The organism is Mycolicibacterium houstonense (genome assembly GCF_900078665.2).
Taxonomy (GTDB): Bacteria; Actinomycetota; Actinomycetes; order Mycobacteriales; family Mycobacteriaceae; genus Mycobacterium; species Mycobacterium houstonense.
Genome location: NZ_LT546208.1, coordinates 1,289 through 2,472 on the forward strand (window position 1 = coordinate 1,289; position 1,184 = coordinate 2,472).

Here is a 1,184-nt window from a genome sequence, read left to right on the forward strand (position 1 = left end):
TCGAACTGCTCCTCGGTCATCTTGCGCAGAGTGGCGTCCCGGGTGATGCGCGCGTTGTTGACCATGATGTCCAGTCCGCCGAAGCGCTCGACGGCGGCCTGCACGAGCGCCTCGACTTCGGCGGACGCGGTGACGTCGCAGCGCACCGCGGTCGCCACGTCGGGGCCCCCGAGTTCCTGGGCGGCCGCCTCGGTGGCTTCCAGGTTCACGTCGCCGAGCACCACGCGGGCACCCTCGCTGATGAAGCGTTTCGCGATGGCCAGGCCCAGACCCTGGGCACCGCCCGTCACCACTGCAGTCTGACCGCTCAGCAACGACACCTGATCACCTAACTTTCGATCGCGGGGGCTCCAACTGAGCCAGATCATATTTCATATATGATATTGGAGATTCATCGCCCCTGCGGGTTCAGCGCGACGAAATGGAGCTCACCTGTGACCACGACCGCGGCCACTACAGAAGTCAGCGACGAGGACTTCGCCGAGATCCTGGCACAGACCCGCAGCTTCATCCGCTCCGCCGTGGTGCCCCGCGAGAACGAGATCCTGGCCACCGACCAGGTACCCGACGATCTGCGCAACCAGGCCAAGGACATGGGCTTGTTCGGTTACGCGATCCCCCAGCAATGGGGCGGCCTCGGCCTCAACCTGGCCCAAGATGTCGAACTGGCAATGGAATTCGGCTACACGTCGCTGGCATTGCGGTCGATGTTCGGCACCAACAACGGCATCGCCGGCCAGGTCCTGGTGGGTTTCGGCACCGATGAGCAGAAGTCCCGGTGGCTGGAAGGCATCGCCTCCGGTGACGTCGTCGCCTCGTTCGCCCTCACCGAGCCCGGCGCCGGCTCCAACCCGGCGGGCCTGCGCACCAAGGCGGTTCGCGACGGGGACGATTGGGTGATCGACGGCCAGAAGCGGTTCATCACCAACGCGCCCACCGCGAATCTGTTCGTCGTGTTCGCCCGCACCCGCCCGGCCGACGAAAACGGCCCGGGCATCGCAGTGTTTCTCGTGCCGGCCGACGCAACCGGGGTCGAGGTCGGCGCCAAGGACGCCAAGATGGGTCAGGAGGGCGCCTGGACCGCAGACGTCAATCTCACCGGCGTGCGGGTGCCGGCCAGCGCACTCGTCGGCGGCAGCGAGGACGTCGGCTACCGGGCCGCGATGACGTCACTGGCCCGCGGC

The 1,184-nt window shown here is 66.9% G+C and carries 2 protein-coding genes; one reads left to right on the forward strand and one right to left on the reverse strand.

What is annotated here, in order from left to right; translation table 11 throughout:
* On the reverse strand, positions 1-368 hold a 368-nt coding region (locus BN4332_RS27915; RefSeq protein ID WP_200820452.1), incomplete at its 3' end, for an SDR family NAD(P)-dependent oxidoreductase.
* A 66-nt stretch (positions 369-434) separates the two neighbouring features.
* Between BN4332_RS27915 and BN4332_RS27920 the strand changes: the two genes are divergently transcribed.
* A partial coding sequence (locus BN4332_RS27920; protein WP_200820453.1) for an acyl-CoA dehydrogenase family protein occupies positions 435-1,184 on the forward strand: 750 nt, incomplete at its 3' end.